General features: G+C 68.6%; 19 protein-coding genes. 13 read left to right on the top strand and 6 right to left on the bottom strand.

Annotation, left to right across the window (positions count from 1 at the left end; genetic code table 11):
* Genes QHF84_RS29870 through QHF84_RS29885 form a run of 4 tightly spaced genes read left to right on the top strand, consistent with a single transcriptional unit; the run spans position 1 to position 5,737 of the window.
* On the top strand, positions 1-2,433 hold the full coding sequence (locus QHF84_RS29870) for a DUF2169 domain-containing protein (RefSeq protein WP_281316860.1): 2,433 nt from the start codon (positions 1-3) through the stop codon (positions 2,431-2,433).
* The gene (locus QHF84_RS29875) at positions 2,430-4,109 is read left to right on the top strand and encodes a pentapeptide repeat-containing protein (protein WP_281316861.1); all 1,680 of its coding nucleotides are present in this window, start codon (positions 2,430-2,432) and stop codon (positions 4,107-4,109) included. The genes QHF84_RS29870 and QHF84_RS29875 overlap by 4 nt, the downstream gene beginning before the upstream one ends.
* Before the next feature lie 10 nt (positions 4,110-4,119).
* Positions 4,120-4,665 carry a DUF3540 domain-containing protein gene (locus QHF84_RS29880; RefSeq protein WP_281316862.1) on the top strand — a complete coding sequence of 182 codons (546 nt, stop codon included), beginning with the start codon at positions 4,120-4,122 and terminating at the stop codon, positions 4,663-4,665.
* 13 nt (positions 4,666-4,678) lie between these two features.
* Positions 4,679-5,737, top strand: coding sequence for a S41 family peptidase (locus tag QHF84_RS29885; RefSeq protein ID WP_281316863.1), 1,059 nt, complete (start codon positions 4,679-4,681; stop codon positions 5,735-5,737).
* Here the strand turns inward: QHF84_RS29885 and QHF84_RS29890 are convergent, their stop codons facing one another.
* Genes QHF84_RS29890 through QHF84_RS29900 form a run of 3 tightly spaced genes read right to left on the bottom strand, consistent with a single transcriptional unit; the run spans position 5,738 to position 10,095 of the window.
* A complete protein-coding gene (locus QHF84_RS29890; protein ID WP_281316864.1) occupies positions 5,738-7,405 on the bottom strand; it encodes a DUF2169 domain-containing protein in 1,668 nt (555 codons plus the stop codon).
* 51 nt (positions 7,406-7,456) lie between these two features.
* Positions 7,457-8,836: an SGNH/GDSL hydrolase family protein gene (locus tag QHF84_RS29895; protein ID WP_281316865.1), complete on the bottom strand. Its 1,380-nt coding sequence runs from the start codon at positions 8,834-8,836 to the stop codon at positions 7,457-7,459.
* Positions 8,837-8,847: 11 nt separating this feature from the next.
* Positions 8,848-10,095 (bottom strand): hypothetical protein, encoded by a 1,248-nt coding sequence (locus QHF84_RS29900; RefSeq protein ID WP_281316866.1) that lies wholly within the window; start codon positions 10,093-10,095, stop codon positions 8,848-8,850.
* 205 nt (positions 10,096-10,300) lie between these two features.
* Here QHF84_RS29900 and QHF84_RS29905 point away from each other — a divergent pair, with 205 nt between their 5' ends.
* Entirely contained in the window at positions 10,301-11,500 is a 1,200-nt protein-coding gene (locus QHF84_RS29905) for a hypothetical protein (RefSeq protein ID WP_281316867.1), read from the top strand.
* Here the strand turns inward: QHF84_RS29905 and QHF84_RS29910 are convergent.
* Positions 11,493-12,827: an ATP-binding protein gene (locus tag QHF84_RS29910; RefSeq protein WP_281316868.1), complete on the bottom strand. Its 1,335-nt coding sequence runs from the start codon at positions 12,825-12,827 to the stop codon at positions 11,493-11,495. The genes QHF84_RS29905 and QHF84_RS29910 overlap by 8 nt on opposite strands.
* 112 nt (positions 12,828-12,939) lie before the next feature.
* On the opposite strand from QHF84_RS29910, the gene QHF84_RS29915 reads away from it, so the two are divergent.
* A complete protein-coding gene (locus tag QHF84_RS29915; RefSeq protein ID WP_281316869.1) occupies positions 12,940-13,485 on the top strand; it encodes a hypothetical protein in 546 nt (181 codons plus the stop codon).
* Here QHF84_RS29915 and QHF84_RS29920 read toward each other — a convergent pair.
* On the bottom strand, positions 13,476-13,784 hold the full coding sequence (locus tag QHF84_RS29920; protein ID WP_281316870.1) for a hypothetical protein: 309 nt from the start codon (positions 13,782-13,784) through the stop codon (positions 13,476-13,478). The genes QHF84_RS29915 and QHF84_RS29920 overlap by 10 nt on opposite strands.
* Positions 13,785-14,020: 236 nt before the next feature.
* Here QHF84_RS29920 and QHF84_RS29925 point away from each other — a divergent pair, with 236 nt between their 5' ends.
* On the top strand, positions 14,021-14,602 hold the full coding sequence (locus QHF84_RS29925; RefSeq protein ID WP_281316871.1) for a hypothetical protein: 582 nt from the start codon (positions 14,021-14,023) through the stop codon (positions 14,600-14,602).
* A gap of 27 nt (positions 14,603-14,629) precedes the next feature.
* On the opposite strand, the gene QHF84_RS29930 is transcribed toward QHF84_RS29925, so the two are convergent.
* Positions 14,630-16,183: a hypothetical protein gene (locus tag QHF84_RS29930; protein WP_281316872.1), complete on the bottom strand. Its 1,554-nt coding sequence runs from the start codon at positions 16,181-16,183 to the stop codon at positions 14,630-14,632.
* 130 nt (positions 16,184-16,313) lie between these two features.
* Between QHF84_RS29930 and cysK the strand changes: the two genes are divergently transcribed.
* The 6 genes from cysK (at position 16,314) to QHF84_RS29960 (ending at position 23,690) form a co-directional block, all read left to right on the top strand.
* Positions 16,314-17,297, top strand: coding sequence for a cysteine synthase A (cysK, locus tag QHF84_RS29935; protein WP_281316873.1), 984 nt, complete (start codon positions 16,314-16,316; stop codon positions 17,295-17,297).
* A gap of 8 nt (positions 17,298-17,305) precedes the next feature.
* Positions 17,306-18,271, top strand: coding sequence for a serine acetyltransferase (locus tag QHF84_RS29940; protein ID WP_281316874.1), 966 nt, complete (start codon positions 17,306-17,308; stop codon positions 18,269-18,271).
* Positions 18,272-18,334: 63 nt separating this feature from the next.
* The gene (locus QHF84_RS29945) at positions 18,335-20,557 is read left to right on the top strand and encodes a molybdopterin-dependent oxidoreductase (RefSeq protein ID WP_281316875.1); all 2,223 of its coding nucleotides are present in this window, start codon (positions 18,335-18,337) and stop codon (positions 20,555-20,557) included.
* The gene (locus QHF84_RS29950; RefSeq protein WP_281316876.1) at positions 20,554-21,450 is read left to right on the top strand and encodes a DUF1295 domain-containing protein; all 897 of its coding nucleotides are present in this window, start codon (positions 20,554-20,556) and stop codon (positions 21,448-21,450) included. The genes QHF84_RS29945 and QHF84_RS29950 overlap by 4 nt, the downstream gene beginning before the upstream one ends.
* 7 nt (positions 21,451-21,457) lie before the next feature.
* A complete protein-coding gene (locus QHF84_RS29955; protein WP_281316877.1) occupies positions 21,458-22,258 on the top strand; it encodes a glucose 1-dehydrogenase in 801 nt (266 codons plus the stop codon).
* Positions 22,259-22,535: 277 nt separating this feature from the next.
* Positions 22,536-23,690, top strand: a complete 1,155-nt coding sequence (locus QHF84_RS29960) for a PAS domain S-box protein (RefSeq protein WP_281316878.1) — start codon at positions 22,536-22,538, stop codon at positions 23,688-23,690.
* Positions 23,691-23,699: the final 9 nt, after the last annotated feature.

A 23,699-nucleotide genomic window follows, 5' to 3' on the forward strand; every position in this document is an offset into this window, starting at 1 on the left:
ATGCTCACGAAAAACCTCACTCCCTTCCTCGTCGGGACGAAGCTCACCTCGCGGCGCCCGCCGCAGCCCGAGATGACCGTCGTCGTCCGCGCGACGTACGCGCTCGGGCCCGGCGGCGCGCTGAAGGTCGTCGAGCAGCCGATCGATCAGCGCTTTCTCTCCGGCGAGACATTTGGAGACGGCGACGAGGAGCGCGCGGGCGAGTGCCTCTTTCCGAGCGACTTCGCCGATTTCAAGCTGAACGCCGAGGTTTTCGTCAAGGGCCATTGCCACGCCGCCGGCGGCATTCCGCTCACGGAGTGCCTCGTCCGGTTCGCGGTCGGCGCCTGGTCGAAGACCTTGCGCGTCGTCGGACGACGGGCCTGGTCCGACAAACTGCCCGGCGCCGTCCCCTCGGCTCCGATCGGCTTCACCAAAATGCCCCTCACCTGGGCGAACGCGTTCGGCGGCCCCGGTTTTCTGGACAACCCCGCCGGCAAGGGCCTCGGCGACGAGCTGCCCAACGTGGAATACCCGGATGCGCCCGTGCGAAACCGCGGGGATCGCCCGATTCCGGCGGGGTTTGGCCCCGTGAGCCCGTTCTGGCCGGCCCGCACGAACAAGCTCGGCAAGGAATACGGAAAAGCCTGGCAGGACAAACGCGCGCCGTTTTACGCCGAGGACTTCGACTGGACGCACTTCCACGCCGCGCCCCCGGATCAGCAGCTCCCCGGGTATCTGCGCGGCGACGAGGAGCTCCTCTTCCAGAACCTCTCGCCGACCGAGCCCACGCTGCGCACGCGCCTGCCCGGCACGCGCGTCCGCGCCTTCGTGCACGACGACGCCGGCCGGTTCCGCGAGGTGCCGATCTCGCTCGACACCTTGCTCGCCGACCTCGATCGCAACGTCCTCGAATTGACGTTCCGCGGCGTCATCGAGGTGCGCGAGCACGATCTCGAAGACGTCCGCACGATGCTCATTGCCCAGGAGCAGCTCGGCACGAGGCCCCTGCCCGAGGCGCATTACCGGGACATCCTCCTCGCCTTCGAGAAGGATCCCGTGAACCTCGCCGCGGCCATGCCGCCCGAATTCGCCGACGTCGTCGCCCGCGCGCAGGCCGAAAAGCGTGGCGAGGCGCCTCCCCTGCGCTCGGATCTCGATCCCATTTCGGCGAAGATCGATCAGAAGCTCGGCGCCTTCGGCGCGCCCATGGTCGAGCAGGTTGGAAAGAACATCGCCGAGGCGCGGGAAAAGGCAAAGGGGCACAAAGACATCGACGCCGATCTCGCGAAGTCCGCGCAAGCGGTCGACGACGCGCCGCCCTCGATGGTGATCAAGAAGCCGGGCGTGCTCCCGCCGCTCGGCTTGCGCAGGACCATGCGCAGCGTGCTCGAAGAGGCCGAGCGCGTCAAAAAGGCCCTCGCGGACAAGGACGTTCCAGCGGACAAACGGGAGGAGGTCTCCGCCAAGCTCGCCGAGCTCGAAGCCGTCCCCCACGATCCCCGCTGGCCAAAGCTCGATCCGGCCTACCGCCCGCCCACGGGCCCCATTTCGACGGACGAACCCGGCCCCGGGCGGGATCTCTCCGAGCAGGACCTCACCGGGCGCGATTTGCGAGGCCTCGACCTGCGCGGCGCGAACCTCGAAGGCGCGATCCTCACGCGCGCCGATCTCTCCGGCGCCGATCTCTCCGGCGCGAACCTGCGCGACGCCGTGCTCTTCAAGACGAACCTCGAAGGCGCGCGCCTCGTCTCCGCGGATCTCCGGCGCGCGAACCTCGCCCGCGTCCGCGCCAAGAATGCCGATTTCAGCCGCGCGTCCCTGGAAACGGCCTTCTTCGAGGACGGCGACCTCGAAGGCGCCACGCTCGCGCAGGCGAGCGGCCCGTATGCGGTGTTCACCCGGACGAACCTCACGGGCGCCCGCGCCGAGCGCGCCGATTTCGAGCGCGCCGATTTCACCGAGGCCACGATGGACGGCGCCTCGTTCGAGCGCGCCTCGCTCGTCTCCGCGCTCCTCGCGCGTGTCCGCGGGCGCAAAGCGCGATTCGTGGGCGCGCGTATCGCGGGCGCGAGCTTCCACGACGCGCACCTCGTGCTCGCCTCGCTCGCGGATGCCTCCGGCGAAAAGGTCCTCCTCGAAGGCGCGAACCTCGAGGACGCCGACCTCTCCCACGCCGACCTCCCGAGCTCGCACTTCACCCGCGTCTCCGCGACCGCGGCCTCGTTCGTCCGGGCAAACCTCCCGGGGGCCCGGTTCTACAAGGCGAAGCTCGATGGCGTGGACGCGACGCAAGCCAACTTCTTCGAGGCCGATTTTTCGAGGGCGCTCGTGAGCCGGACGAAGTTCGTGAAGGCAAACCTCTACGAGGCGAATTTCACCGCCGCGCAAGGCAAGGACGCCGATTTCAACGGCGCGAACCTGAAGCGCTCCACCCTGGAGCGTGGCGCGTGAGCCCGGCCGAGCTCGCCGCGCGCCTCCGATCGGGAGAGAGCTTCGAGGGCGTGACCCTCGACGGCGTGGATCTCCGTGGCCAGGACCTCGGCGCCGCCAAACTCGCGAAAGCCAAGCTCCGCGGCGTGCGGCTCGACGGCGCTTCCCTGCGCGCCGCGAACCTCGCGGAGGCCGAGCTCTTCGACACCTCGCTCGAAGGCGCGAACCTCGAAGGGGCGATCCTCGAAGGCACGAAATGCCTGCGCGTGAGCTTCGCGGGCGCGAGCCTCGCGACGGCCAACCTGCGTCGCGCCGTCCTGCCGCGGACAAACCTCGCGCGGGCGCGGCTCTGGAGCGCGAATTTCTCCGAAGCCATGCTCGAAGGCGCGGACCTCTCGGGCGTGGATGCAGAAAACGCCGTCTTCCATCAGACGGTGCTGCTCGGGGCGAACCTCACGGGCGCGAACCTCCGCGGCATCCGCATGGAGCAGACCGTCCTCTCGCGCGCGCGGCTCGTCCGGGCAAACCTCGACGGCGCGACGCTCGACGTGGTCCTCTTCCACGAGGCCGATCTGCGCGGCGCGACGCTGCCCAAGGCCCTCGGCAAATGCCAGCTCGACCGGGCGATCCTGAGCAAGCTCGATCGAAATCGCGACGACGGCTCCGTGCTCCCGGCCGAGGAGGGCGAGGCCGATCGCGCCGATCTCGCGGGGAAAAACCTCTTCTTCGCGTCGCTGCGCGGCGTCTGCCTGCGCGACGCGCGCCTCGCGGGGGCGAACCTCGAAATGGCGGATCTCTCGGGCTGCGACCTCACGGGCGCAGACCTCGCCAACGCGAATTTGAAGCGCACGATCTTCCAGCGCGCCAAGCTCGTGGTCGTGAATCTCGCGGGGCAGGATCTCGAAATGACCACGCTCACCGAGGCCGACCTCTCCGGGGCGAGCCTCGAAGGCGCGCGGCTCCTCATGACCCAGCTCGATCGGGCGGTCCTCGCGGGGACGGTGCTCTCGCACGCATTCTTGTGGGGCGCGAGCGTCCGCGAGGCGAGCCTCGAAGGCGCGAAGCTCGAGCGGACCACGTTCAAGACCGTCGATTTCGGCGGCATGGATCTCCGGAACCTGCGCCTCGCGGGCCTCTCCATGCACCGCTGCTCGTTTTTCAAGGCGAACCTCCGCGGCATGAACCTCGCCGGCTGCGATTTCACGCACGCCGATTTCACGGACGCCGACCTCTCGGGCGCGAAGCTCACGAATGCCACGGCCACGCAGGCCTGCTTCGCGCGCACGCGGCTCGAAGCGACCGATCTCACGGGGCTCCAGGCGAAAGGCGCGTTTTTCGGGGACGCGGCGGCGTCGGGCGCGCGCTTCACCGGCGGGCGGCTCCGGCACGCGACGTTCACCGGGGCGGAGGCGGGCTTCGCCCATTTCGGCGGCGCCGACCTGCGCGAGACGCTCTGGGTGCGATCGAAGGCGAAAGGCGCGATCTTCGGCGGAGCGAAGCTCTCCCACGCGGACTTTTCCCACGCCGACGTGCGCGAGGCCGATTTCTCCTCGACGAACCTCTCCCACGCCAACCTGCACAACGTCCGGGATTCGGGCGCGCTCTTCGTGGGCGCGAACGTGCTCGGCGTCCGCCGCACCGATGTCGACCGGCTCGAAGCGGAGGCCTACAGGCCCCCGCCGCGCGAAGGAACCTGAAGGAGACCCCATGTCGAATGTGGCGCGATTGCGTTTCGAGGAAACCGCAGACAAGGGCCTCTACCTCGGCCCGGCGACGGTCGCGTCCGTCCGCCCCGCCGAAATCGAGGTCGACCTGCCGAAAGGCGGCAAGGTCCACGCGCGCCTCGCCCTCGCGTATGCGTACGAGCCCGTTCCCGGCGACGAGGTGCTCGTCATCGGCAATGCCGAAGGCCACTGGATCATCGGCGTCGTGCACGCGCAAGGCCCCGCGGTCCTGCATTTCCCTGCCGACGCCGAGCTCCGCGCCGCGGGGACCCTCCGGATCGCCGCGGATCGCGGGGTCGAGATCGCCTCGCCCGAGCTCTCCGTGACCACGAAGAAGATCCGCACGATCGCCTCCGAGGTCGTCCAGGCGTTCTCGACGCTGCGCCAGCGCGTCACCGAGCTCCTCAGTGTGCAAGCGGGACAAACGTACACGGTCGTCGAGGGCTCGATGCATTCGCAGGCGAAGAGCGCGACGATCCTCACGGAGGAAAAAGTCTCGATCAACGGCAAGGAAGTCCACCTGGGCTAGGAGGCGCGCTGACATGCTCCCCGCATCGAACCGCGGCGTCGGGATGAATTTCGGGTTTCCGGACGTGTGCCTCACGCCCACCCCGGTCGGTCCCGTCCCCATTCCTTATCCGAACATCGCGATGAACGCGCAGGCCTCGGTGTTCTCGCCGATCGTCAAGGTCTCGGGCGTCCACGCGCTGAACCTCGGGTCGATGATCGCGATGACCTCCGGCGACGAAGCCGGCACGGCGCACTGGACCGTGAAGGGCCCGGGCAAGTACATCATGGGCAATCCGATCGTGTTCGTCGACAAGATGCCCGCGATCAGCCTGACCTGCCCGACGATGGGCAACACCGGGAACAACGCCCTCGGCGCCGTCGTCGTCCCGAGCGCCGTGAACGTGTTTTACACATACGCACAATCCCCGGCCGCGGCCTCGCCGGACAACGTCTCGGCCACGCGCGCGGCCGCGCTCGGTGACGCCATTCTCGGCCGCGCGGGCGCGGCGCCGCTCACGGCCGCGATGCTCGACGACGGCATCGGATACGTGCGGGTCGCGGTCGTCACGACCGACATCACGAGCCGTTTTCACGTGGCGGCGCGAAAGCTCGAAGCCGAAGGCGCGCGCGCGCTCGTCCTCGATCTCGCGGGCTGCCCAGGCGGGGATCTCGACGCCGTCGTCGCCTGGGCAGCAATGTTCCTCGACGCGGGCGCGGAGATCGTCCGGATCGAGGACGCCGAGGGGGACGAGCTCGTTCGTCGCGCCGAATTGCCGGCGGCGTACACGATGCCGCTCGTCGTGCTCGTCGACGGCGGGACGGGCTCGGCCGCGGAAATCGTCGCCGCGGCGCTGAAATCGAACGGCCGCGCGCTCGTCCTCGGCCAGCGGACGCACGGAAAAGGCAGCGCGCAACGCCTCGTCCCCGGCGAGGAGAATTCGTTCGCGTATCGCACGGCCGCATTTTGCACGGGGCCCGATGGGGCCCCGATCGACGGCGTCGGCGTCGAGCCCGATCTCGCCCTCGAAGGCGACTTCGGCCCCGCGTGGCTCGCGGCCGCATGCGACGCGGCCCGCGCCCGTCTGTCCTGACTAACTCTTTTTCTTGGGCGGCCCGAATCCGCCGTACAGCGATTTGTTGACCGCCGGCTTCGGCGGGATGCGCGGCGGCGGAGGTTTCGGGATCTCGACCTTCGGCTCCTTCGGGGACTCCGCCCACGGATCGGTCCGCGCGGGGCGCGGCGGAGCCGGGGGAGCGGCCGCTGCCGGAAGCGCAGCTTTCGGCGCGGCCGGCGCGGGCGCGCTCGGGGGCGGGGGCGGCGGCTCGGCGTCTTCCTCGACGAAATCGAGCATCTTGAGATCCGACGCGAACGAGAGCGCGCGCGTCGCTTCCTCGACGATCGGGACCGGCGCGGCCTCGACGGGGACATGGGACCACGGCGCGCCCGGAATGGGAGCGCCCGAGGCCGAGGGCACGGCTGTCTTCGGCCCGCCTGCGAACGGAATGGCAGGCTTGTGCTGCGCGGCGACCGCCGCGTCCCCGTCGAGGGCGTACGTCCCTTCGAACGCGTTTTTCTCGCGCCGCTGCGCGAATGGCATGGGCTCCGAGCTCGGCACGATGTCTTCGAGCACCATCGTCGATTCGTTCCCGCCGCGCGACCACGTATCGCTGCGGGCCGTATCGCTGCGGCCCATATCGCCCCGGGCCATGGTCGTGGCGAGGTCGTCGACCGTGGCGACCAGGGATTGCCCTTTCTTTTCCGGCATCGGCGGCGGGGTCAAGAGGTGCGCGAGCGGGCGACCCTCGGTCTCGATGCCGCCCGCGACCCGCAACGTGCCGAGGGCCCGCTCGTCGTCGAGGGGCACGACGACACGACAAACGAGCGAACAGCGCAGCGTATCGGCGTCGATGCGCAGGATGTCGGGCCGCATCGCAATGGTGCGCGCCGCCTCGGGCGCGCCCGGCGACAGGCCGAAGAGCGTCACGAGGCCCCGCGCCGTGGGCAGGCGCGACGAGATCCGCGGATGCTCCGGGTGCAATCCTTCGAGCACGATCCATTCGTTGCCCACGAGGGATTCGATCTGCTGATCGTGCGGCGCGGCCTGGAAATAGGTCCAATCGAAATCGGCCGGGATCTCCGGCACGGGCTGCTCGAGCGCCATGGGCGAGAGCGAGCCGAGGAGCAATTTGCGTTGCGCGAGCGCGCGCGAGATCGGCCCGAAGCCCGCGACGAGGCTCCCGTCCGTCGGGTACACGATGTTCGGCGGCGCGGATCCGGGCGATTTCCCCGTGCCGTGCGGGTTCGGCCGGAAGCCGATGCCGCCGAGCGCGCGCTCGTACACGAGGGGAATCTTGTCGAACGGCGTGATCTCGGCGCCCTTGCGATCGCCGTAAACGTGCAACGTCTTGTCGAGCAGGGCGTGGCCATGGAAGACGGCGAGGCGCACGACCTGCCGGGTCACGGTCGTCCCCGCGGGCGCGCAGGCGTGCCCGGAAAGCACGATATCGACGCGCGGCAGGTGCGGCACGACGTCGCTCGTGGCGCGAATGCTGCGGGTCGGGTTGTCGCGGTGGTGCATCTCGGCCCGGAAGAGCTCTTCCGGGGCCAAAGGCTGCATCGGCTCGTTGGGGACGAGCTTGAACGTGGCCTTGAGCACGCACGTTACGTGGAGCTTTCCAGCGTGACGGAAGACGGTCGTTCCCCCCTTCGACGGTCCGACGGACGTGATGGGGACGGGCCAGTGGGCGACGAGGGCCATCGGCGCGGAGCGTATCACGAGCCCGGCCGATGGGGCCGGGGATTCGCCCGTTCAGTCGAGCGCGAGCACGGTCAAGAGGTAGGGCCCGGGCAAAGGCCCGGACGCGCTCACGTAAGTATCCGCGGAGATCCAGTACGTCCCCGGGCCTCTGCTCACGTCGAGCACCTTGTCGGCGCGGGAGACGCAAAGCTCGGCGCCGCCCGGATCCTCCATGAAGTGCACGTCGATATCGACGCCCGCGGCGTCGAACACGCGAATGCGCAGGCTCGTCGGCTCCTTCAGCTCGATCCGATAGACGACCTCGGCTCCGCCCTCGTCGACGGGGCTGCACGAATACTGGTTCGCGATCGAGGTCTTGCTCGCGGTCGTGTCGCGATCGTCGACGAAAGGAAGCGCGTCGATCTCGAAGGGGCTCTCCCAGGTCCCCTCCCCCGCGAGGTCCTTGGGCCGCGGCTCGGGCGCCTCGCCTTCGAGAAGGAAACGCCGGGCGCGGTCGAGCGCCTCGATCGTGAGCAGGTTTCTGCGGTTCATCCCCTCGCCGAGGCCCGCGGCGTCGAACCAGCAGGCGTGCACGCCGCCCTGCGCGAACGATTGCAGGTGAATGCCGTCGCCGACGAGGCCGAAATCGGAGAGCTCGGCGAGCGCGCCGAAGAGATCCATGAGCGGCGCTTGCCGGGCCTGGGCGACGGCGCGGACGACCGCATTCATCTCGGGGACGAGCGCGCGGGCCTCGTCGGTATCGTCGCGCTGGGGCAAGGTCGTGAGAAGCGGGACGACGCCGGCCGCGGCGAGCTCGTCGACGACGCGGAGGAGGTTTTGCGCGAACGGCTCGACGCCTTGCGGATAGGTATCGTTCGTGCCGAGGAGGACGACGGCGAAGGCCGGCGTGATCGCGGCGATCTCCTGGTCGATCGGCGAAGGATCGCCGGCGAGCACGGCGCCCGAGGACCAGCCGACCTTCGCGGCCAGGGTCGTCCGTTCGAACGAGGTCTTCGCCCCGTCGGCGAGGTCTTTCCCGAAAAACGCGCGTGTCGGCTCGAGGGCGGCGCTCGTGCCCCACTGGATGTCATTGCCGCCGAAGCACGTCAAAAACCCGGTATTGACGGTATTCGAATCACCGACCTTGGCGAAGACGGTCGGGCGCCCGGGGCTCGTGGCGAGAATGACTTTCCATCGCTCGACGACGGTCTTCGAGAGGGGCGAATGTCGCAGGCCGTGCGGATATCGGATCGGGCCGGAAGGTTCGGGCACGCTGCCGCCCCCGCCGCCGCTTCCGCCCCCGCCTCCGCCGCCGCCTCCGCCGCCGCCCCCGCCTCCGACGCCGCTTCCGCTGCTGCTCGTCGTGGCCGGCGACGATCCCGGTCCGTCCATGGAACAGGCAGCGATGAGCAGGACGAACGGCAGGGCGAGGGCCGGACCTTTCGCGATCATGACCGACGAGACTACTTCTTCGCGCGATGCCGCGCGAGCCAAAGCCGCGCGATCTCCGAGAGCGCCTCCTCGTCCGCGAGCGCCGCGTCCTCTTCGAGCAGCGCGAGGATCTGCGTCGCCGTGAGCCGACTGTACTCGTCGAACGTGCCGTCCTTCGCCCACGCCGAAAGCCGCGCCGCGATCGGCGCCTTGTGCCCCGACTCCTTGATCGATCGCACGAGCCGGTATCCGCCGAGCTCTCCCTCGCGCGAGACGCCGCCGAAGCGCAGTACGAGCCCGAGCAGGAACGTGTCCACATCGAGCCCGGTCTCCGTGAGCCGCTCGGCCTCGGTCGCGTGCGAGGCCTCGCCGTAACTCGAATATGCGACCCGGTCGAACTGGTCGCCCATGATGCGGAGCTGGAGCTGGAGGAAACAGCCGAGCTTGCCCATCTCGTAGCACAGCTCCGCGTACTCGCGCGCGACCTGCGCCGGCCGAGAATCCATCGAGCATCGGCCCATCGGGCGCCAGACTCGATAATACGAGAGCGCCTTCTCCTTGTCGCCCGCGGCCCGCGCGGCCGCGATCTTTTCCCCCGCGTCCTCCTCGAACGTGGCGCGCGCATTGTCGTAGACGGGCGGGTCCGACGACAGCAGCGCGGCCACGTACGACCACGCGTCGAGCGCCTCCATCGGAATGCGGCCCTCGGACGAGACGTACGTCGGCTCGATTCGAATCCGCGACGTACCCCTCTCGAACACGAGCGGCACACCCGCCGCGGCCCGCTCCATCGAGCCCGTCACGAGCTTCCATCCGGATCGATTCCAGAAACGAGCCTGATCGTAAGCCTCGTCGGTCGCCGCGAATTCGACCTGAAGCTCGTGGACATCACTCTCGGCCTCACGCTCGATGGAGAGCACCACGTCCTCCACCTCCGCGTGCTCACCGTCCACGTCCTTGACGAGCAGGCCGTGGGCGAGGCGAATGGGTTTGGCCCGGCGATCCGCCTCCTCGTACGTCGACTGGAAATGCGCCATCCCCGGCCAGGACCAGCGCGGGTTCGCGTGGGGGCTCCGCGGGAAGCGCGGGCGCTCTTCGGCCACGATGAGCGGCGCATCCGGCTTCACGCTCGCGTGTCGCGAAGGCGCGCACTCGAGCCCCGCCACGACCGAAAGCGCCGTCCCGAGGACAAGCGCGATCCGCGCGACCCCGCCGGATCGCCCGGACCCGCCCGCCGTCTCCTCGCCCTGCCCCCTGCCCACGCGCTCCGAAGCGTCCATGCTCGAACCTCCGTCCGATCCACCCGGCGGCCGCCGGGCCAGAGATCTCAGACGTTCGAGGAGGGGCGAGGTTTTGGGAAAATGATCCGTCCCCGCCCTCCGGCAGCCGGAAAAACCGTTCCCGCCGCGCTTGTGCCCCGCCAAGCCCTTCCGCTAAGCTCCGCGCCCGCCGGCAGGACGCCGGTAAAACCAACTGGAAGAAGCCATGATCCACCTCCGCAAAGCTCTACCGCTCCTCGCCCTCGGCCTCGGGCTCGGGTGTGGTGGCGCATCGCAGACCGGCCAGGGCGCCGGCCAGACGGGCCCCGTCTCCACGCAGCAGCGCATCGTGAACATCAACCCCGTCGATCTCGGCGTTTGTTTCCAGCAAGCGCCCGCCCTGCCCGAGAAGATCAACGGCGAGGTGCTCACCGGGCTGCTCGTCGCGGCCCGGCCGTTCGTCATGGAATGCCTCGTCGACCCGAAGAACCGCGGCCCCGCCGACGAGACGAGCCTCGCCCTCAAGACCACCCTCTCGGGCGGCAAGCTCGCGCACGCCATCACGGGCCAGAACATCACGCCCGCCGGCGAGCAATGCATCAAGACCGCCGTCGACAAGTTCGCCGCCACGGCCCCCGACTGGGAAAAGAAAGCCGCCGCCGCGAACAACGTGACGGCCGAGGTGCAATACAAGCACATCGCCAGCGTGATGCCCACGGTCAAGATGGGCGTCAGCGAGGCCTCCGACGTGGCCGGCACGATCCGGCTCGCGCAGGGCAGCTTCTGCGATTGTTATGCGCCGTGGAAGAGCGCCGATCCGGTGCTCCTCAAGGCCCAGGTCAAGCTCACGCAGACGGGCGCGCCGGCCGTGACGATCGAGCCGCCGGCGGACCCGAACGGGGCGCAGGTCGCCGCGTGCCTCCAGCCGAAGGTCGCCGCGTTGCCGATGAAGACGACGTCGACCGAGCTCACGGCGCCCTACACGTTCATGTTCCTGAGCTCCGCGCGTGACGGCCTGTTCCAGGGCGCGCCGCCCCCGATCGCGTTCGCCCAGTACGAGCTCGTGCGCAACCAGCGCCTCGCCGCGGGCGTCATCGCCATGGGCACGCGCACGCAGGCCGCCGAGGCGTACGACGCGCTCGTGAACAAGTACAAGAAGGACCCGGCCAGCGTGACGCTGGAGCAGCTCAAGAACGGCTGCGCAGCCCTCACGCAGGCGGACGATGGTTACATCGCCGCGCTCCAGAAGCAGCTCGAGCTCGAGGAGAGCGCCGTCGCGATGCTCAACGATTTCGCCGCGAAGGACGCCGCCTGGGCGCCCGCCAAGGACGCCACGCAGGGCAACGTGGGCGAGACGAAGAAGGACCTCGAGAACGGCAAGAAGTTCAAGGAAGCCGATCTCGCGGCCTGCCCGAAGGTCAAGTAGCCCCGTCTCCCCCCGACAAGCGGAATTTCAGCCGGAACGCCGTGGCGTACGTCTCCACCGGAGGCGGCGTCACGCTCGCGTTCGTCGCGATGATCTGCGAGGCCCACATCCGCTCGGCCACGCCGCACGCATCCTCGAGCTCACGCCCCGACCTCCCCTCGGCCTTCTCCGCGAGCGAACGGAGCTCCTCGGGGCCGAGGTGCCTCGCATAATAAGCGAGGATTCTCGCCCGCTCCTCCGCGTCGGGGAGCGGGAAATGGACGAAGAGGTTGAACCGGCTGAGGAGCGCCGGATCCAGGTCGTCCTTGCGGTTCGTCGCGCCAATCACCACCACGTTGCTCGTATCGACGAGCCCCTGCATCTGGCGGAGCAGCACCGAGAGGATACGACGCGTCCCCTCGTGCATCGCCCGGTCGCGCGAGCCGGCGAAGGCGTCGATCTCGTCGAGGAACACGATGCTCCGCGCGAGCGCGCCGGCCCGGTCGAAGATCGCGTCGAGCCGTTTTTCCGACTCGCCGAACCATTTGCTCATGATCGACTCGACGGGCACGTAGACGAGCGGGATCCCGCTCTGGCTCGCGATGACGCGCGCCATCGTGGTCTTGCCCGTGCCCGGCGGCCCCTCGAAAAGAACGGCGCGCGGCACGCTCGCGCCCGGCCGCGTGCGGGCCATTTCGCCGACGGCCATGAAGATCTCGGGGTGGAGGAGCGGCAGCACGATGGTCTCGCGCACCTCGCGCTTCGTGCGCTCGTAGCCGGCGATGCGATCCTCCGCGAACGCGGGGCTCGCCTCGAAGACCACGGCGCCGAGCTCGGCGAGCTTCTGCTTGGGCGAGCCCGCGCTCGCCGCGTCGCCCGCGTGGAAGGCGTACTTGCGCAGGACGTCGAGGATACAATTGACCTCCTCTTGCAGGAGGAGCGCCTCTTTCTCGAAATGAATCGCGCCCTGCCCCTTCGGATCGAACCGGAACGTCACCTTCATCGGCGGCGGGAGATCGGGCCCCTCGCCCGGCTTTCGCCGCTCGGCCATGCGGCGATCGAAGGGGCTGTGATGATCGGCGACGACCATGACGCCGAAATAGCTGCGGCGAAACTCCGAGAAGTACCGGAAATACTGCGCGAGCACGTCGACGATGGGGAAAAACGCCTCCTTCGGCAGGCTCTGGAACGAGAGCTCGACGGTGATCGTGGACTTCTTGTAGGAGATCACCGGCAGATGCGCGTTCACGAGCTCGGGGCTCGCGGACGCGAGGCACGCGACGGCGCCGGTGTCGAGCTGCTGCTTGATCTGGTCGTACGGGAGAAGCTGCGAGGCGGGATCGGGCATCGTCGTGTTCCAGCGGCGGGATGAAAGCGCCGGGGCGCCGGCCTGTCAAACGGAAGGAGCGCGTGGAGTCTTTCGGACGGAACCGGCATGGAAATTGGTATGCCGAGGGGACATGTACGGACACGGAACGCGATTCGCCGCCGTCTTTGCCCTGCTCGTTTCGTTCGCCTCCCAGGCCGATCCGGCGCGCGGCGCCGAGGAGCCGGGCGCCTTCTGTTTCACGAGCCTCGGCGTCCGCTTCGACGCCCCCGGCTCGATTCCCGGCGGCGAGAGCCCCGAGCGTATCGAACTTTTCCTCGACGGAAAACCCTGCATGGAGATCACCCCCGCGGGTCGGGCATGCGAGATGCGAGCACCGCCGGACGCGGTGTGTAACGTCATTGCCCCGCTTTCGATCGCCGAAGGCTGGTGCCACCTCACCGAGGATGGCTCGTGGAGCGCCAATTTCCAGGTCCTCTCGGGCCGCCTGCTCGCCGACGACGTGACCCACGCGCTCACGGCGTACGTCACGACGCCCGCGGGGGCCACGGTGCGCGAAGCCCCCGTCGACGTGTCGCGTTACCATCCGTGGAGCCCGAACGGGCCTTCGGTCACGTGCTTCCAGGGCAACGCCGCGTTCCGGAGCACGGCGCCCCAGAAAGGCTCGCATCAGGGCTGAATCGAGCGTGTCGTCACCTCGTCGTCGGCGCCGACCCTGTGCTCGGGCCTGCACAGAAGGACCGCGCAGAGCGTCTCGCAATTGAACGGCCACCATCGATAGTCGCCGCGCAGGCACCCGCGCATGCACCGCGCGCACATCGTCGGCTCGGCGACGAGGGTGCCTCGGGCCTCCGAGGTCCCCTCGCGCGCCTCGCTCCTCGGCGCGCCTCGCTCCTCGGCGCGCGCCGAGGCCCCGGCGAAACAGCACATCGCTCCGATCATGCAGGCCAGCATCGTCCCACCCATGCGCTTTCCCATGGTCCACCTCGATCGTTTCCTTGGGTGACGAAATGCCGTGTCAATGGAAGCGCCCTCGAATCGGCTCTCCCATCTCGTCCGATTTCCCAAACGCGCCACATCTGCGCTGTGCCATTCCTGATCACCCGGGCGCCGAATGCACGCAGGGGCAGCGGTACGCGCCGTGCTCGACAAAGGAAATGGGGGGATTCGCTCGTCTCCACGAGCTCCCCCCGAGCGTGAAAGGGAGTGATCGTATGTGGACCAAAGGATTCGCGCTGCTCGGGCTCGCCTTCGGCGCCGCGATCGTGGGGAGCGCCTGCGTCGCCGGCGAACCGACGGACGACGAGCTCGATGCGGGCCTGCCCCTCACGGCTGCGGAAAAAGAGGACCTCGGCGCTGCGGAGGACGAGCTTTCCCTCCAGGACTTCGCGCGGCTCCCGCGTTGCGGCGGATTCGCGGGACTCCGGTGTCCCGAGGGCCTGCGGTGCGTCGATCTGCCGGGGGACGATTGTGATCCGCGCCGAGGCGGCGCGGATTGTATCGGCGTGTGTGTCGGAGGGGGACGACCGCCGCCGGCGTTCGGCTGCAATGATCCGCGACGACGTTACGTCTCGCGCGACAGGGCCCGGTGCGCGGCGATTCTGTTCCGCTGCGAGGCGGGGTCGCGGCCCTTCTCCGACGCATGCGGCTGCGGCTGCCTGAGGGGCGCATCGGGCGGGCCGGGGCGGGTTCGCTGCAGGGAAAACATCTGCGGCCCCGGCGAATACTGCTGCAACGAGAGCTGCGGGACCTGCGCGCCGATCGGCAGCATGTGCACGCAGGAGTTCTGCCAGTAGCGGACGCGATTCCCTTCTTTCGTCCCCTCAGGGCCAGTCGACGTCCTTCTTCACCTGCGGCTCGTGGCAGAACACGCGGGGCGTCGTCTTCGGGTTTGCCTCGGCGAACGCCTTCACGATCGCCTCGGCTTGCTCGACGTTCGCCGCCTTCGCGCCCACGAACAGGCTCCGGCCGTCGTCCTCCACGACGAGCTTCGCCCCGTCGAACTTCTTGCCCTCGAACGATTTTTTCACCGCGGGGAGCTCCTTCGGGATTGGCGTTGCGCTCGGGCCGATGGAGAAAAGGTGGGCGTACGGCTTCGCGCAGAGCGGCGTCGCGGGGTAGCGGAAGTTCGAGGTGAGCGTGGCCTGGACCTCCTTTTCGGAGGGCATGACCACGGGTTTGTCCACCTTCGCCGAGCGGAGCAGGTACCTTTTGCCGCCCGCCTTGCCGGCGACCCACACGTCGGTCGCGGTGCGCGCGTACGCGGTCTCGGGCTCGAAGCCCTCCGGCTTCTTCGGCAGCGCCACGGCCTCCCACGCGCCCCCGGACTTCTTGGTGTACAAACCATCTTCGAAGCTCCCGAGGAGCGCGCCGCCCTCGATCGTGGTGAGGTGGTTGATTTTCTTGCCGGAGGGTGCCTTTTCGAGTGCCCACGCCTTGCCGTCCCAGTGCGCGAGGTAGGGCGCCCCGTCCGCGTTCCCGTAGACCCATGCGTCCGTCGCCGACACGGCCACGACGCCGATCAGCACGAGCGAGCCCGTGGCCGGCGCGGGAAGCGGCTCCACCGTGCCGCGCACCTTCTTCGCTTCCCAGCGCTCGACCATCGGCGCGCCTTTGCCGCCGCCGTCCTGGCACTCGTAGCCCGCCGCGAAGGCCTCGCCCGTGGGCGTGCCGGCGAGGAGATAAGGCCCATCGGGGCTCATCTTCACCTTGCAGCTCTTGTCGTTCTCGGGCGGCGTATCGCTCGGCGCCTCCTCGGCGCCATCGCCGGCCGGCGCAGCTTTTTTCGCGGCCGCGGGCGCCGGGAGGACGCCGCCCTTGCCGCCGAGGAGGGCCATCCGGATATCGTTCGAGGGCATTTGGATGGCGGCGACGACGTTTTCGCCGATCACATTTTGGCTTTGCACGATCTCGCCCTCTCGGAGGATCGGCTGCGGCTCCCAGCGGCCGCCGAGCGAGTCGAACCATTTGTAGAGCTTGCCCTTGCCTTCCTCGTCGACAGCGAGGATCCAGGCGGACTTCGGCCATTCGCCGCCGTCGAGGCCGAACGACGGCTCGCCCTTTTTGAGGCCCTTCATGAACGCGGGATCCTGCACGAGCGGCCCCTCGCCGAGGGGGAGGTAGAGACTCGATACGGCGAGGAACGCGCCGCCCTTCATCGCCGTGATCATGATCTCGCCCGGAGCTTCGAGCACGATCGAATACGCGCTCGTCTCGGCGGGCGCAGCCGCGGCGGCGCTCGCCGTGGGCGCGGGCGCGGCCGCCGAGGCCGCCGCGGGCGCGGCCGATCCTGACGGCGCGGGCGCCGGATCCGAGGATTTCCCGCACGCAGGGAGCAGGAGCGCGGCAACCGAGACGAGCAAGCCGATCTTGTGCATGGGTTTTCTGGGTTATGGGCCGTATGGCGGGGGCCATCGCGCGTCAAGCGAGGGGGCGCGCGTCCGCTTCGCACCACTTCGTGCCGAGAGCGCCCCCGGATCGCGGCGAGCGTGGTAGAGTCCGCGCCCCATGGCGCGTATCTACGAAGACAACTCACGCAGCATCGGGCGCACGCCCCTCGTCAAGATCAACCGCCTCACGGCGGGCGCGCGCGCGACCGTCCTGGCCAAGGTCGAAGGCCGCAACCCCGCCTACTCGGTCAAATGCCGCATCGGCGCGGCGATGGTGTGGGACGCCGAGGAGCGCGGCGCCCTCCGTCCGGGCATGTCGATCGTCGAGGCCACGAGCGGCAACACCGGCATCGCGCTCGCGTTCGCCGCGGCGTCGCGGGGTTACCCCTGCGTGCTGACGATGCCCGAGACGATGAGCATGGAGCGGCGCAAGGTGCTGGTCGCGCTCGGCGCGCAGATCATCCTGACGCCCGGCCCGCTCGGCATGAAGGGCGCGATCGCCCGCGCCGAGGAGCTCGCCGCGACGCAGCCCGACAAGTACGTGCTGATGAAGCAGTTCGAGAACCCGGCGAACCCCGCCATCCACGAGAAGACCACGGGCCCCGAGATCTGGGAGGACACCGACGGCGAGGTCGACGTCCTCGTCAGCGGCGTCGGCACGGGCGGCACGATCACCGGCGTCTCGCGCTACATCAAGCAAACGAAGGGCAAGAAGATCGTCACGGTCGCGGTCGAGCCGACGCACTCGCCCGTCATCACGCAGACGCTCGCAGGGCAGGAGGTAAAACCCTCGCCGCACAAGATCCAGGGGATCGGCGCGGGGTTCGTCCCGCGAAACCTCGATCTGTCGCTCGTGGATCGCGTGGAGACCGTGTCGAACGACGAGTCGATCACGATGGCGCGGAGGCTCGCGCGCGAGGAGGGCATCCTCGCGGGTATCTCGTGCGGGGCGGCGATGGTCGCGGCGCTCCGGCTCGCGAACGATCCCGCGTTCGAGGGCAAGACGATCGTGACCGTGCTGCCGGACGCGGGCGAGCGGTACCTCTCGACCGCGCTCTTCGAGGGCATGTTCGAGGCCGTGGAGAAGGCGACGGCCACCTGAAGTTCGTCATGGGCGATCCGGAAAACGGCCTCGGCAAAGTCGTGGACGGGATGATCGCGAGCTACGAGCGCGATCGCCGCGGCCACTACATCGGCAAGAAGTTTTTGCCCTCCCGCGAGGAGATCTTCGAGATCATCGAGCTCCTCTTCCAGGTCTTCTACCCCGGTTATTACGGGCGTCAGGACCTGACGGACGGCAACCTTCGGTACCACGTCGTCACGCTCGTCTCGACGCTGCGCGAGAAGCTCGCGACACAAATCGAGAAATGCCTCTGCTGGGCCGGCGAGTCGGAGCGCGACGGCACGGAGGACAAACAGGTCGGGGGCTGCGCCGAGTACGGCCGGCACATCGCGTGCCGGCTGCTCAGCCGCCTGCCGGAGATCCGCGACACGCTGCTGCTCGACGTGCAAGCGGCGTACGACGGTGATCCGGCGGCGGGCAGCCTCGACGAGGTGATCCTCTCCTACCCGGGCTTGCTCGCGATCACGGTGCACCGCGTGGCGCACGAGCTCTACGTGCTCGGCGTGCCGCTCATGCCGCGCATCATGAGCGAGTGGGCCCATTCGCGCAGCGGCGCGGACATCCACCCGGGCGCGACCGTCGGCGAGAGCTTCTTCATCGATCACGCGACGGGCGTGGTCATCGGCGAGACGAGCCACATCGGCGGTCACGTAAAAGTTTACCAGGGCGTGACGCTCGGCGCGATGTCGCATCCCAAGGACGAGCGAGGCCGCGTCATTCGCAACACGAAGCGCCACCCGACGGTCGAGGACTCCGTCACGCTCTACGCGAACGCGACGGTGCTCGGCGGCCAGACCGTGGTGGGGCAAGGCAGCGTCGTCGGCGGCTCGGTCTTCCTCACGCGGGGAATCCCCAAGCGATCACGCGTCGCCGTGAAACCCCCGGAGACCCGCGTCATCGCCGCGGGCAGCCAGCCCGGGGACGACGAGTATCCCGCCGATTTCGAGATCTGACCACTGGTCACTTGCCAGCGTCATCGCTATATGAGGCCGCCCGGCTCGCCCGGGCGTCCTCCTATGGCCGATACACACCATACCTTTTGCCGCATCTGCGAGGCCCTCTGCGGCCTCGAGGCCGACGTCGAGGCCGGGCGCGTCGTCGCGCTCCGGCCCGATGCGCGGCACGTCGCCACCGAGGGCTTTGCTTGCCCCAAAGGCCTCAAGCAGCACCGCATGTACGCCTCGCCCGACCGCGTGCGGAGCCCGCTCGCACGCCGCGGCGATCGATTCGAGCCTGCGTCCTGGGACGCGGCGCTCGCGGACATCGGCGCGCGCGTTCGCAGGATCCACGATGAACACGGCCCCGACGCGATCGCGATGTACGTCGGCACGGCCGCGGGTTTCTCGGTGCTGCACCCCGTCTTCGCGCAAGGCTTCATGCAAGGGCTCGGCTCGCGCAGCATGTACGCCTCGGCGACGCAAGATTGCAGCAACAAGTTCGCGGTATCCCGCGAGATGTACGGCTTCCCGTTCACGCTCTCGTTTCCCGATCTCGACAGGACACGATGCCTCATCGTCGTGGGGGCGAACCCGGTCGTATCGAAATGGAGCTTCCTCCAGGTCCCGAACCCGGCGCGGGCGCTGAAGGACATCGAAGCGCGCGGCGGAAAGCTCTTCGTCGTCGATCCGCGGCGCACGGAGAGCGCCAAGGTCGCGGGCGAGCACGTCTTCATCCGGCCCGACACGGACGTCTGGTTTTTCCTCTCGTTTTTGCGCGAGCTCGCGGCCGTGGGCGGGCTCGATCGCGCGCGCGCGGCGCGCTTCATGAAAGGGCTCGACGAGGTCCTCGCCATTGCGGAGCCTTGGACCCCCGAGCGCACGGCGCGCGTCACGGGGATCGCGCCGGACGTGCTCCGCGCGATGGTGCGCGCGTATCGGGACGCGGGGCGCGCGGCGATCTACGTATCGACGGGCGTGAACATGGGCCGGAATGGCTCGCTCGCGTTCTGGATCGCCGAGTGCATCAACGCCGCCTCGGGCAACCTCGATCGCGAGGGCGGGACGCTCGTCGGCCGCGGGATCTTCGATTTCGCTGCATTCGGCCGGCGCACGGGCACGTTGCTCCGCGAGGATCGATCCCGCATCGGCGATTTCCGCTCCGTGAACGACGCATTCCCAGGCGGCCTGCTCGCCGACGAGATCCTCACGGACGGGCCGGGCAAGATCCGCGCGCTCTTCGTGACCGGGGGAAACCCGCTCATCACGATGCCGGGCGCGGGGAGGCTGCGGCGCGCATTCGAGAAGCTCGATCTGCTGGTCACGCTCGATCTCTTCGTGAACGAGACCGGCTCGCTCGCGCACTGGGTCCTGCCGGCGACGTCGCCGCTCGAACGGGCCGATTTGCCCTTCATTTTCCCGCTTCTTTTGGGCCTTCAGCGAAGGCCTTACCTCCAGGCGACCCGGCCCGTCGTGAAGCAGGACGGCGATCAGCGCGACGAGGCCACGATTTACCTCGACCTCTGCCGCGCCGCGGGCAAACCGATCTTCGGCTCGGCCATCGCCCAGCGCGCCCTCGAGCTCGTCACGGCGGCGCAGGGGTGGTTCCATCCGGACGAACCCCGCTCGATCCCGCAGGAGCTCTTGCTGTCGGCGATGCTGCTCGCGACCGGGAACGGGACGTTCGGCCGGCTCGCGGAGAAGACGCACGGGATCCTGCGCCCGCCGCACCGCGCCGATGATTTCCTCGGCAAACGCGTGATAACGAAGGACGGCAAGGTGAACCTCGCGCCGGAGGTTTTGCTCTGCGCCGCGAAGAAGCTCGAATCCGATTACGAGGCGGAGCTCGCGCGCGCGGGCAAGCTGAAGCTCGTCACGCGCCGGCGGGTCACGACGCACAACTCGTGGACCCACAACCTCGAAGATTTCGCCGAGCCGGACGGCGGGACGAACCACCTTTACGTGCACCCCGAGGACGCCAAACGAATCGGTCTTTCGGACGGCGATCTCGCGGATGTCTCGACGGACGTGGCCACGGTGCGTGTGCCGGTGCGCCTGCTCGCCGACCTCATGCCGGGGACCGTGGCATTGCCGCACGGCTGGGGTCATCAGCATGCAAAGGGCCTCTCCGTCGCGCAAAAGACGCGGGGCGTGAACGTCAATTTGCTCGCGGCCGATGGGCCGGAGCGGCTCGAACGGGTCTCCGGCATGGCGCACCTCACGGGGTTCGTCGTGGACGTGGTCCCGGCGCGCGGGCCGAAAGACGACCGGAGCTGGTCGGGTTTGCCGGAGGAAGGGAGATGAGCAAAACCGAAAATCGTACCCGGGATTTCGGGATCGTGACGCTCGCGTACGTCGCGGGCACCGTCGTCGCGTGGCTCGTGTTTCGCGCGCTCGCGTCGGACCATTCGTCGATCTTCGCATTCGCCGCGGCAGACGCGGCAGCGACGGTCGTGGTCTTCGTGGGGAGCGTGCTTTGCAACAATTCGAGCGTGTACGATCCGTACTGGAGCGTCGCGCCGATGGTGATCGCGCCGGCGATCGCGATGTCGCCGGAGGCTTCCAGCGCGCCCGTGGCGCGGCGGATCCTGGTCACGGCGCTCGTGCTCGCGTGGGGCGCGCGGCTCACGTGGAACTGGGCGCGTGGCTGGCACGGTCTCGGCCACGAGGATTTTCGATACGTCGATCTGCGCCGATCGATGGGACGCGCCTACTGGCTGATAAGCTTCCTCGGCCTGCACTTCATGCCGACGGTATGCGTGTTCCTCGGCTGTTTGTCGCTTTTCCCGGCCCTCGCCACGGGCACGCAGCCGCTCTCGTGGCTCGACGCGGCGGCGTTCGTGGTCACGGCGGGCGCGATCGCCCTGGAGACGCGCGCCGACGCGGAGCTCCGCGCATTCCGACGAACGAACACCGTGCCGGGGAAAATCCTCGATACCGGCGTGTGGGCGTATTGCCGCCACCCGAATTACCTCGGCGAGATCACGTTCTGGTGGGGGCTTTTCCTGTTCGCCCTCGCCTCGGATCCGGGCATCCGGTATCCGCTCATCGGGCCCGCGTGGATCACCTGCCTCTTCGTGTTCATCAGCATTCCGCTGATGGACAAACGATCGGTCGCGCGCAGGCCCGGCTATGCCGATCACATGAACCGCGTGCCGGCGCTCTTTCCGCGCCCGCCGAGGAAGGCCAAGGGGTAGACGAATCATGATCCTCGATGTTTTCCGGATGAACGACAAGGTCGCGATCGTCACGGGCGCGAGCCGCGGGATCGGTCGCGGCTCGGCGATTGCGCTGGCCGAGGCAGGGGCGGACGTGGTGCTCGCCGCGCGCCGGGCGGACGTGCTGGAGGAGTCCGCGAAGGAGGTCCGCGCGCGCGGGCGGCGCGCGCTCGTGGTGCCGACGGACGTGACCGTGGGCGCGGATCTCGACCGGCTGCTCGCGCGCACGCTCGAGGAGTTCGGCCGGCTCGACGTGCTCGTCAACAACGCGGGCGGGTATCCGCCGAAGATCGCGGTCGCGCTGTCGGACGAGGAAATGCTGGAGTCGTACCAATTCAACGTCGTCTCCGCGCTGCACCTCTCCCGGATCGCCGCGCCGCACCTCGCGCGGACGCGCGGGGCCATCGTGAATATCTCGTCCACGATGAGCCACTGCGTGGATACGGGCTTCGTCGCCTACGGGGCCGCAAAGGCCGCGCTGAATCACATGACGCGCCTGCTCGCCCATGAATGGGCGCCACGGGTGCGCGTCAACGCGCTGGCTGTGGGCGCGACGATGACGGACGCGCTCGAAATGTTCATCGGGACCGGCGACGTGCTGGACAAGATGACGGCGAAGACGCCCCTCGGTCGCCTGGCCACGCCGGAGGACATCGCGGCCTCCGTACTTTTCCTGGCCTCTCCGGCGTCATCGTGGATCACGGGGAAGATCCTGGAGGTCGACGGCGGCGCGACCGCGAGCACGTGGCCCTACCCGATGCCGGGGGGGCTCGAAGACATTCCGTAGCCGAAAGCGAGCGAGCGAGCGGCCGGGGCTCACCAAAAACAAGCCCCGGCGGCTCCCCATGAGCCAACCGGGGCTTCGTCGCCGAGCGGGAAACGAAATCTGAGCGACGATCGGAATCGAAACGCAAACGCGCCCGATGCGTCAATAAAATTACGCGTGTTCCGCAATACGAATGGTGTCCGTGGAGCCTTGCGGTGCCGGAGGCCCTCGGGTAACGTACCGTGGCCGCTTGTACCCGCGAAACGCAAGCGGCGCGCGAACCATCATGTCGGACGCCGTGGAACCCCTGCTTGCGCACGAGATCCTGGACACCTCGCCGACGTTCGTTGTCGGAATCGATGCCAGCGGCCGCACGGTGTACATGAATGGGACGATGCTCGGCGCGCTCGGGTATACGCGCGAAGAGGTCATCGGTCAGGATTACGCGACGATGTTCGTCCCGGTACGGGATCACGACATGCTCCGGCGCGTGTTCGGGGAGCTCGTGTCTTCACGCGGCACGACGTACAATGAAAACCGGGTGATCACCCGGAGCGGCCGGGAGCTGCTCGTCGAGTGGCACGGAAGGCCCGTCTACGACGACGACGGCGCGTTCAAGTATTTCTACGGCGTCGGCATCGACGTCACAGGGCAAAGGCGCATCCGCGACGCACTCTACCGCTCACAGCAGCGGCTCGCGCTGCACTTCCAGCAGGCGCCGATCGGCATGGTCGAGTGGGACACCGATTTCCGCGTCGTCGACTGGAATCCGGCGGCGGAGGCCATCTTCGGCTGGTCCCGCGAGGAGGTCCTCGGCCATTACGGCCAGGATCTCATGGTGCCGCCGGACGCACGAATGTACGTGGCCGACGTCTGGGAGCAAATCAAGCAGGCCAAGGGGCCAGTGCGCGGGTTCAATCAGAACCTGACCAAGGACGGCCGGCTGATCACGTGCGAATGGACGAATACGGCGCTCGTCGACGAGGACGGCCAGGTCGTGGGTGTCGCCTCGCTCGTGGCCGACGTGACGGACCGCGTGAAAGAGGAGGAGGCGGCGCGCGAGCGCGAACGCGCGCAGGCCGCCACCATCGAGCAGCTCTCGGCGCCGGTCCTCGATCTGTGGGCAGGCGTGCTGGCGATGCCCGTCGTCGGCGGAATCGACGCCGCACGCGCGACGCGGATGACGGAGAGCCTGCTCGAAGCCATCGTGCGAAGCAGCGCGCGCTTCGCAATCCTCGATTTGACGGGGGCGTCGACGATGGACGCCTCGATTGCCTCGCACCTCGGCGACATGATCCGCGCGACCGGCCTCATCGGCAGCGAATGCCTGGTCTCGGGCCTCGGGCCAGCAATGGCCCGCACGCTGGTCGAGCTCGGCGTGCCACTCTCCGTCAAGACGTTCGGCTCGCTGCAGGCAGCGCTCCGCCACGCCATCCGCGCGTCGCGGGTGTAGTGGGAAAAC

It is taken from the genome of Polyangium sp. y55x31, assembly GCF_029946505.1.
Lineage (GTDB): Bacteria > Myxococcota_A > Polyangia > Polyangiales > Polyangiaceae > Polyangium.

What these genes read in the sequence shown, in the direction of transcription:
- QHF84_RS29870 (WP_281316860.1), top strand. Translation starts at nt 1, where the DNA reads ATGCTCACGAAAAACCTCACTCCCTTCCTCGTCGGGACGAAGCTCACC.
- QHF84_RS29880 (WP_281316862.1), top strand. Translation starts at nt 4,120, where the DNA reads ATGTCGAATGTGGCGCGATTGCGTTTCGAGGAAACCGCAGACAAGGGC.
- QHF84_RS29885 (WP_281316863.1), top strand. Translation starts at nt 4,679, where the DNA reads ATGCTCCCCGCATCGAACCGCGGCGTCGGGATGAATTTCGGGTTTCCG.
- QHF84_RS29890 (WP_281316864.1), bottom strand. Translation starts at nt 7,405, where the DNA reads ATGGCCCTCGTCGCCCACTGGCCCGTCCCCATCACGTCCGTCGGACCG.
- QHF84_RS29895 (WP_281316865.1), bottom strand. Translation starts at nt 8,836, where the DNA reads ATGATCGCGAAAGGTCCGGCCCTCGCCCTGCCGTTCGTCCTGCTCATC.
- QHF84_RS29900 (WP_281316866.1), bottom strand. Translation starts at nt 10,095, where the DNA reads ATGGACGCTTCGGAGCGCGTGGGCAGGGGGCAGGGCGAGGAGACGGCG.
- QHF84_RS29905 (WP_281316867.1), top strand. Translation starts at nt 10,301, where the DNA reads ATGATCCACCTCCGCAAAGCTCTACCGCTCCTCGCCCTCGGCCTCGGG.
- QHF84_RS29910 (WP_281316868.1), bottom strand. Translation starts at nt 12,827, where the DNA reads ATGCCCGATCCCGCCTCGCAGCTTCTCCCGTACGACCAGATCAAGCAG.
- QHF84_RS29915 (WP_281316869.1), top strand. Translation starts at nt 12,940, where the DNA reads ATGTACGGACACGGAACGCGATTCGCCGCCGTCTTTGCCCTGCTCGTT.
- QHF84_RS29920 (WP_281316870.1), bottom strand. Translation starts at nt 13,784, where the DNA reads ATGGGAAAGCGCATGGGTGGGACGATGCTGGCCTGCATGATCGGAGCG.
- QHF84_RS29925 (WP_281316871.1), top strand. Translation starts at nt 14,021, where the DNA reads ATGTGGACCAAAGGATTCGCGCTGCTCGGGCTCGCCTTCGGCGCCGCG.
- QHF84_RS29930 (WP_281316872.1), bottom strand. Translation starts at nt 16,183, where the DNA reads ATGCACAAGATCGGCTTGCTCGTCTCGGTTGCCGCGCTCCTGCTCCCT.
- cysK (WP_281316873.1), top strand. Translation starts at nt 16,314, where the DNA reads ATGGCGCGTATCTACGAAGACAACTCACGCAGCATCGGGCGCACGCCC.
- QHF84_RS29940 (WP_281316874.1), top strand. Translation starts at nt 17,306, where the DNA reads ATGGGCGATCCGGAAAACGGCCTCGGCAAAGTCGTGGACGGGATGATC.
- QHF84_RS29945 (WP_281316875.1), top strand. Translation starts at nt 18,335, where the DNA reads ATGGCCGATACACACCATACCTTTTGCCGCATCTGCGAGGCCCTCTGC.
- QHF84_RS29950 (WP_281316876.1), top strand. Translation starts at nt 20,554, where the DNA reads ATGAGCAAAACCGAAAATCGTACCCGGGATTTCGGGATCGTGACGCTC.
- QHF84_RS29955 (WP_281316877.1), top strand. Translation starts at nt 21,458, where the DNA reads ATGATCCTCGATGTTTTCCGGATGAACGACAAGGTCGCGATCGTCACG.